The 7,415-nt window shown below is 64.8% G+C and carries 8 protein-coding genes; 1 reads left to right on the forward strand and 7 read right to left on the reverse strand.

Going from position 1 to position 7,415, the window contains the following annotated elements; all coding sequences use genetic code 11:
* The 5 genes from ACT4N3_RS08550 to ACT4N3_RS08570 all read right to left on the reverse strand — a co-directional run.
* A partial coding sequence (locus tag ACT4N3_RS08550) for a flagellar basal body L-ring protein FlgH (RefSeq protein WP_444854796.1) occupies positions 1 to 328 on the reverse strand: 328 nt, incomplete at its 3' end.
* Positions 328 to 966: a flagella basal body P-ring formation protein FlgA gene (locus tag ACT4N3_RS08555; protein WP_444854797.1), complete on the reverse strand. Its 639-nt coding sequence runs from the start codon at positions 964 to 966 to the stop codon at positions 328 to 330. The genes ACT4N3_RS08550 and ACT4N3_RS08555, both read right to left, overlap by 1 nt.
* A gap of 53 nt (positions 967 to 1,019) precedes the next feature.
* Positions 1,020 to 1,793, reverse strand: coding sequence for a flagellar hook-basal body protein (locus tag ACT4N3_RS08560; RefSeq protein ID WP_444854798.1), 774 nt, complete (start codon positions 1,791 to 1,793; stop codon positions 1,020 to 1,022).
* Positions 1,790 to 2,500 (reverse strand): flagellar hook-basal body protein, encoded by a 711-nt coding sequence (locus tag ACT4N3_RS08565; protein WP_444854799.1) that lies wholly within the window; start codon positions 2,498 to 2,500, stop codon positions 1,790 to 1,792. Before ACT4N3_RS08565 ends, ACT4N3_RS08560 begins: the two co-directional genes overlap by 4 nt.
* A gap of 429 nt (positions 2,501 to 2,929) precedes the next feature.
* Positions 2,930 to 3,388 carry a hypothetical protein gene (locus tag ACT4N3_RS08570; RefSeq protein ID WP_444854800.1) on the reverse strand — a complete coding sequence of 153 codons (459 nt, stop codon included), beginning with the start codon at positions 3,386 to 3,388 and terminating at the stop codon, positions 2,930 to 2,932.
* On the opposite strand from ACT4N3_RS08570, the gene ACT4N3_RS08575 reads away from it, so the two are divergent.
* A complete protein-coding gene (locus ACT4N3_RS08575) occupies positions 3,347 to 4,174 on the forward strand; it encodes a transposase (protein WP_444854801.1) in 828 nt (275 codons plus the stop codon). The genes ACT4N3_RS08570 and ACT4N3_RS08575 overlap by 42 nt on opposite strands.
* Positions 4,175 to 4,584: 410 nt before the next feature.
* Here the strand turns inward: ACT4N3_RS08575 and ACT4N3_RS08580 are convergent, their stop codons facing one another.
* Positions 4,585 to 5,025 (reverse strand): hypothetical protein, encoded by a 441-nt coding sequence (locus ACT4N3_RS08580; RefSeq protein WP_444854802.1) that lies wholly within the window; start codon positions 5,023 to 5,025, stop codon positions 4,585 to 4,587.
* Positions 5,009 to 7,415 (reverse strand): LysM peptidoglycan-binding domain-containing protein (locus ACT4N3_RS08585; protein ID WP_444854803.1); only part of this gene is annotated, 2,407 nt, incomplete at its 5' end. The genes ACT4N3_RS08580 and ACT4N3_RS08585, both read right to left, overlap by 17 nt.

The raw sequence follows: 7,415 nt of genomic DNA on the forward strand, positions 1-7,415 counted from the left end.
CGGTAATCTGCGCCACGAACCGCTCGCTGCGCCGCACCTCTCCCCGGCCGCTATAGCTGCCGCCGAACCGAAGCTCGCCGGACTCGTCGATCGGGCCGGCGCGAAGGCCACCGCCGACATTTGTGCCGCGATTGGAGCTGTTCTGGGCGGTGTTGGTCGCCTCGGCCGCCTGAAAGATGACGATGGTCAAAGCGTCGCCGACCGAGGATGCGCGTCGGTCGCCGCTCATCGCCGGCCAGCCGGAATTTCGATAGAGATTCTCCGCGCTCGCCGCTGTCGACAACGCGGCCAGGCAAAGCGCACCAACCATTCTCAGATGAACGCCCATCATTGCCGCTCCTCCGACGTCACCGAGAGAGGTGCCGCGAATATCTGCCCTTCCGCATCTCGAACGAAGGCGCGACGGCCGTCGCGCCCGTTCTGCAGCGCGATCACCTGCCGCTCGATGCGCACCGGTCCAACCGCCGACACGACGGTCAATGCCTGACCGCGCTCGACGTCGGGCGGGCTCGGCAAGGTCAGTCGACCAAGATAGGCGCCGCCCGGCAGCGATTGCGCGGCGCGCAGAGCGCCAGCAGCACGATCGACACGGACCAGCGCTCCGTCGTCTCCGCGCCCGGTGCAGGGTGTCGCGGTCAGATCAGAAGATCGCAGCATCGCGCCCGAAGCGACGGGCGACGTAAGGACGAAGCAGCCGGCATCAGCGGACTGCAACAACTGACGATCGCGACGAATGACGAGTGCGTCGGGACCGCCACGGACCGCGAGGCCTGGAACGGCGCGACGGATCAAATCGGCAAGCGCCGCCCGCTGCAGAGTAACGCTTCGCCGCGCCGCCGGCAGCATCGCGATAACCCGGCTTTCGAACTCCGACGCCCTCTCCGTGCCGCTAACTTGCGCCACATCGCCGAGCCGCACCCGACGATCATGCAGAGCAAGCGCGTCCGCGGGGCGAAGCGTCGCCACGGGCTGGGCGCCGATGGCCAGCGCAAGCAGAGTGGCGACCCCCACGCCGGCCTTTATCGCCTGAGCCCGTTGGCCAGAGCCATGAGCTGGTCCGCGGCCTGGACGATCTGAGCATTTGCGGCGTAGGCACGCTGGACCAGCATCATCTGAACCATTTCGGTCGTCAGCTCGACCGTGGATCGCTCAATCGCGCCTTGAACGAGCCGGCCAAGCCCGTCCTCGCCGGGCTGCGCATCGGCGAGCGAGGCCGAGTCCGCGACGCGATAGAAGCCGCCGTCGAGCCGCTCGACCTGCGAAGGATCGTCGACGCGGACGAGCCGTATCTGGCCGATCTCGACGCGCTCGTCGCTCCCCATGCGGGCGCGCACGATCCCGTCGGCGCCGATCTCGACCGCCGCCGCATCGGCCGGAACCGTAATCGCGGCTTTCAGCGGCACACCGCCCGCTGCGGTGCCCAGCTGTCCGTCCTCGCCGATCGCGAGCGTGCCGCCGCGCCAAAGCAAGGTCTGACCGTCCGGACCCATCAGCTCGATGAAGCCGCGGCCCTCGATCGCGAGGTCCATGGTTCGGCCGGTGGTTTCGAGCCGCCCCTGCTCGTTCAACAGCAGATAGGGCTCGGAGCGCACGCCGGCGCTTGTCGCCAGGCTGCCGCCCAGGTCGGCGCGGACCGCGCCCGGATCGGCCTGATTGACCATCAGCTCCGAGAAGCGGACATCCGACCGCCTGAAGCCCGGCGTGTTGACGTTGGAGATGTTGCTGGCGATCGTATCGAGCGCGCGCTGCTGCGCCTCGAGCCCGATCGCGCCGATCTGGAATGCGCCGTTCATCGTCCCACCTGTCCGAAGCTGTTGATCGCGCGGCCCATCAAATCGTCGTAGAGCTGCACGAGGCGGGCCCCGCTCTCGGCCTGGCGCAGCGCCGTCATCATCCCCACCATCTCGTCGCCCAGCGAGACGTTCGATGCCTCCACCATGCGCTGGCGCAGCTGCGGCTCCGCGACCTCCTCGACCGCATCCGCGGAAATCTCGAACAGGGATCCGCCCTGTGGCTCGGCCGCCTGGCCCTCGGCCGGCGCGAACAAGGCGATGCGGCCGATGGGACGCTCGCCGTCGAGAACGTTGCCGTCGGCCAGAACAATGATCTCGGGCCGGTCAACGACCAGATCGCCGCCGCTTGCCTGCTGAAGCACAAGCCCCTGGGCGGTGACCAGGGTTCCGTCCTCGGCGCGGCGGAACTGGCCGTGGCGCGAATAGAACATCCGGTCGCCGGCCCGCAGCCGAAAGAAGCCGGGACCGTTGATCGCGAGATCGAGCGGGTTGCCGGTCTCGCTCATCCGCCCCTGCGTGAGATCGGCGCGGGTGCGCAGGGTCAGCGTCTCGGCGGCGCCCGAACCCCGACCGCCAAGCGCTTCGACAAAGCTGGCCTGACGCTTGAAGCCCGGCGTCGCCAGGTTGGAGACATTGTTCGCGATCGTTTCGAGGCGTCGCTCGGACGCGCTCATGATCGTCGTCGCAGACTCGACCAGCCCCGACATGCTCCCCCCGATTTTCCGAGCAGCGCCTTCCGACACCCGGTCGCTGCTGATGTCCCATTTTGGGACAGAATCGGAATTCTTGGCAAGGGGCTTTGACTCCCGGCGGCAAAATTTGTTCTTCGATCGCATAATAATCGCGGATTCTCGTGACTTACGAAGCCGATCATTCGACTCCACATGGCCGGCTGAGGTGCTCTAAGCGGTGCTGAAGGCGGCCGTGCACAGTCTAATTTGACCAGTAAGAGCGCGAATCACTTCAGTTAAAGAGTGTCGAGTCGCGAACGCACCCCATCTACCGCGCACTGTCGTCGAGCTTGTCTTTATTTGATCGACATATCTGGCACAAATCGGACGTATTTACTTCGCGCGCGCGTGCGCGTTACATATGAATCGCGAGCGCGCTCGCGCGCGGTCTCCGGGATGAGAGATTCATGTCGCACTTTTCTGTGGATAACTTTCCCGCGGCGCGAATATCGGCGCGCCGCCTTGGCGCTGCCCTGGTTGTAGGAGGTGACCGGCGTCAGGCGCCGATAGGACCCGCCGCCCGGCCACGTCGTAGCTGTAGCCGATCCCGCCGGTGATGACGCCGCCGACCAGGGCCGCCTTGCCCTGAACGACCTGGCCGCGCGCATCGTAGCGGTACCAAAAGTCCTGCGGCGAGGTGACGGTGGAGGCGTTGCCGTCGGAATCGAGCGCATGATAGGTCGCGAGCGAGCGGCGGACATTGCCATTGAGGTCATATTCATAGGCGATCTGACGAATCGCTAAACTTTTGCCGGATTCCGCCGACTTCCTTTGGTGAGCTGGGGAACCGCCCTTTGTTGCCTTTGCTTTCTGGCAGGCCTGTTGCTGCCGAGAGGCCTGCCGGCGCGCATCGTTCGCGCGCATCGCACGGCTTGGCGGGCGTGGTGGCGGTGGCGCTCGCGGCAGCATGGCGGCAGGCCGCGCATCGATCCTGAGATCATCGGCCTGATCCGCCGGCTCCACGCGCAGAATCCGACCTGGGGCGCGCCCCGCATCCACGGCGAGCTCCTGAAGCTCGGCATCCGCATCGCCCAGTCGACCGTCTCGCGCTACTTGCCGCGACGCCCCGATAAACCGACGCAAGGCTGGCTCACTTTCCTCGCCAACCATGCCGATGCGATCGCCGCCATCGACATGCTGTGCGTGCCGACCTTACGCTTCGAAAGACTCTATGCCTTCATCGTCATGGGTCACGGTCGGCGCGCGATCCTCCATATCGAGGTGACCGGCCACCCGACTGCTTTGTGGCTCGCGCGTCAGGTCACGGAAGCCTTCCCCTGGGACGAGGCGCCGATTCATATCCTTCGCGACAATGACGGCGCCTATGGCCTCGTCTTCCGCCGGCGGCTGCGGGCGATGGGCATCCGTGACCGGCCGATCCGGCCGCGTTCGCCGTGGCAGAACGGCCATGTCGAAAGGCTGATCGGCTCGATCCGGCGCGAATGCCTCGATCATGTGATCATTCTCGGCGAGAGCCATCTACGCCGGGTGCTGAGGGCCTATGCCGATTATTACAACCGGGACCGGACCCATCTCGGCCTGGACAAGGATACGCCGCTCGGGCGCGCCGTCGAGACCGACGGTGTTATCCATTCGACCCCCATCCTCGGCGGGCTCCATCATCGCTATCGACGCAAACCAACCAAATAGGGTTTTCGGAAGGGACAGGATCGCCGGCCGAGCTGTTGTTGTCCGCCTCGTCGCGGCGGATGATCTGGCCCGCCATGTCGGAGTAAACCTGACAAATCCGACAGTCCCGTCGCGGCGCAGGTCGGCCCCATCATGCCGGCCGGGATCGGCGCGCGCGGCGGCGAATGGTCCCAATGTTCGCACTGGCCATGGCGATTTTTCAGGCGCGCGATGCGGGGTCGAAATCACCAAATGTGCGCGCGGAGGCGCGGAGGACGCGGAGGGATCGACGGTGGAATGAGCCGGGCGAGCGACTCGCCTCGGGCCGTTATGACAGATCAGGGGCGTGTAGGAAAATGGCGGAGCGAGTTTGGGGGTTAAGTAAACTGTCACCGTAATGCCCGGTCACCGTAATGCCCGTAATGCGGATCTTAGGAGGGGCCGCGCAATAAGAAGAACAAAATTAACGAAAAGTGTATAGCAATTCCAGTTGCCATTGCGATATGTCTTTTAGCACTTCCGAGATTTTTGATACTTATAAGGATTCGATCAAACCTATCATCGGTAAAATAAAAATGAAGAAATATAACTACAATAAAAAATGCAATAACGATACGTAATGCACTATCGAGCGGTGGTAACACACTTCTATTCTGAAGATTTAGCCATAAATCCGCAAGCTGCAAGCAAATTAGTCCAGCCATAATTCCTATGGCATTTGATCTATTAGCTAACGCTCTCGACGTCGCTTTAAACCATGGCGCGACATTCCAATTATAGACAGCCCACATCGGCGCAAAGGCGATCGCTTGAAACCAAGTTGCAGCACTGCTTCCTATCGGAACTCTATTTGAATCAGTACCTTGGTCCATAGTTATATCTCAACCGATCAGCTTCAACCCTGGCGTTAAAGCTTTGCCAATCAGAAGCAAGCCCGCTCCATCCACCCTCGTAGAAGGCGTCGACTCCGAAGTAAATTGCCGCCGCAGCAGCGCCCCAAGGGCCTCCCCGCATGCCGACGACGCCCATAAACGTGTTCAACGCAAACTTTCCGCCGGATATCTGACCTTGACGGTAACTATTAATATCCAAGGCGAATCCTAAGCCAAAGGACAGGCGGCCAGCAAATTCCGCGATTGGCGCGAGCTGAAGAGTGCGCACGTACTGGTTCCCGTAGAAGGGCGTTTGGCCGATCTGCATATATGGCCACAAGTTGCTCCCCACGGAGCTTGTCGGAAGACCGTGTTGCAACGCGGGGAGGATGAAGCTGCCCACTACACCGTTGGAGGTCGAAAGGCCCCAAGGCGCTGAACTGCTGGATAAGCGCGGGCTTTGCGAATTGCCTGCCGGGCTAAACCAACTGTTTTGCGAGCCGCCAGAAGCCAGCAATGACGTGTTGCCAAAAATAGCGCGGATGCTGGCCGCCTCAGCCGCGGTGGCTGCCGCAATTCTCTGGTCCCAATCAGCCTGACGGTTGTACGCGGCCGTCAGAAGGATATCCCGCTTCGCATCGCTAATGCGCAAGCTGGTGATGTGCGCGACCAACTCCCTGGTCGTTTGGTGATTCTGCTCAATCGTGAGCGGCGTTACATAACGCAGATTCAGACTTGCGAGCGGGTCGTTAGGTGCTTGGTTGCCGGCGGTTGCCGCTGCCGCGAGCCTCGCGTCTTCCTGGGCCTCCCGAGCGTCGACTTCGGCGTTGCGCGCCGCCACACCAGCGTCATATTCTTCATCCGTCATCGCGGGGTTGTTGGCGCCGCCAGTTATGACGATCGCATCCTCGTTGGCAGCGACAGGCGCCGTGGTGGGGCCCCCTGCTTCCATGGCGGCCATGCCGGCATGGGCCTTGCCGCCCTTTCCGCCGCCCACGCCGGAGCTACGCGCCACCGCCCCGGCCAGCGCGTTCCCCACCGTGCTCCCGATCACATCGGGCAGCGCCCGGATCAGGTTGTCGCCGAACGAGCCGCCGTTCGCCAGCGTGCGGACCGCCGCGTTGGCGATGCCGCTGGCGGTGTTGGCGGCGAGGCTGGAGCCGAACGAGCCCCAGCGCTCGGTCGCGATCCCGATCCCGGCCGCCGCGCCGGAGCCGAGCCCGGCCGCCGCGACCCCGGCGAAGTCGAACTTCGACTGCAGCCCGGTCACCACTCCGACCCCCTGGCTCACGGCGCTGCCGATCGCGCCGCGCGTGAACCCGCCGATGAACCCGCCGCCGGCCAGCGCCTTGGCGTGGCTCAGCCCGCCGCCGACCGCGCCGGACAGCGCCGATAGGGCCACCCCCTTCCAGCTGAACTTGTCCTGGATGCCGGTGGCGAGGCCGACCCCCTGGCTCGCGACGCTCGCCGCGACCCCGGCCACTGCGCCACCGGCGATCGCGCCGCCGACCGCGCCGAGCCCGGCATTGACCGCGATCCCCGTCGCCCATGGCGCGACGATGGCGGTCACCGCCACCGCGACCACGGTCAGCAATATCGCGCCGAACGCGCCGCATTTGTTGTTCTTGCGGGCCTTGGGGGTGGGGTTGACCGGGCTGGTCTCGCCGAGCGCGTCGGCGGCGTCGTAGGGGCGGAACGTCGACGCGTTGTGGCTGGAGCGCAGGACCCCCGAGGGGACCAGCAGCACCTGGCCCTCGGCCAGCGCCGTGTCGCCGCCCAGGCCATTCGCCTCGGCGAGCTTGTACCAGAGCGCCGCGTCGCCCCACAGGCCGGCGGCGATCGAGGAGAGGCTGTCGCCGGCGCGGACGATGTGGGAGCCGCCGGCGCCGCCCTGGCTGTAGGAGGTGATCGGCTGGAGATTGGGCCCGAACTCGGCCTGGTGCGCCATGCCGACCCCGCCGAACCGGAACGCGCCGGTGCCGTTGATCTGGGTCCGGTTGGCGATCGAGCGGGTGTAGTCGGTCTCGAGGGTGCCGTTGTTGCCGACCATGCCGAGCTGGCGCCCGTCGAACCGGTACCAGATTTCGTGGGGGTCGCCGGCCGAGCTGTTGGTATCGGCCTCGTCGCGGCGGATGATCTGGCCGGCCATGTCGTTGGTGTAGGTGATCGTGCGCGGGCGGCTGTCCGAGATGGTCGCCGAGAGCAGCTGGCCCGAGCCGTTCAGCACGTAATCGGTGGTCGAGACGACCCCGGCCTTGTTGTAGCTCAGATGGTCGAGGACCGCGCCGTCATACCAGGCGTGGGTGTTGGCGGTGGTGGTGCTGTGCTGCCAGACGCCGTTCAGCGCCTCGCTGGTCGAGACCGCCACCGCCGCGCCCAGCGCATAGGAC

The sequence above is a fragment of the Sphingosinicella sp. genome (assembly GCF_052388015.1).
Classification (GTDB): Bacteria; Pseudomonadota; Alphaproteobacteria; order Sphingomonadales; family Sphingomonadaceae; genus Allosphingosinicella.

Excerpts from the sequence above, each read along its gene's own strand:
- ACT4N3_RS08565 (WP_444854799.1), bottom strand. The coding sequence starts at position 2,500 with ATGTCGGGGCTGGTCGAGTCTGCGACGACGATCATGAGCGCGTCCGAG.
- ACT4N3_RS08570 (WP_444854800.1), bottom strand. The coding sequence starts at position 3,388 with ATGCGCGCGAACGATGCGCGCCGGCAGGCCTCTCGGCAGCAACAGGCC.
- ACT4N3_RS08560 (WP_444854798.1), bottom strand. The coding sequence starts at position 1,793 with ATGAACGGCGCATTCCAGATCGGCGCGATCGGGCTCGAGGCGCAGCAG.
- ACT4N3_RS08580 (WP_444854802.1), bottom strand. The coding sequence starts at position 5,025 with ATGGACCAAGGTACTGATTCAAATAGAGTTCCGATAGGAAGCAGTGCT.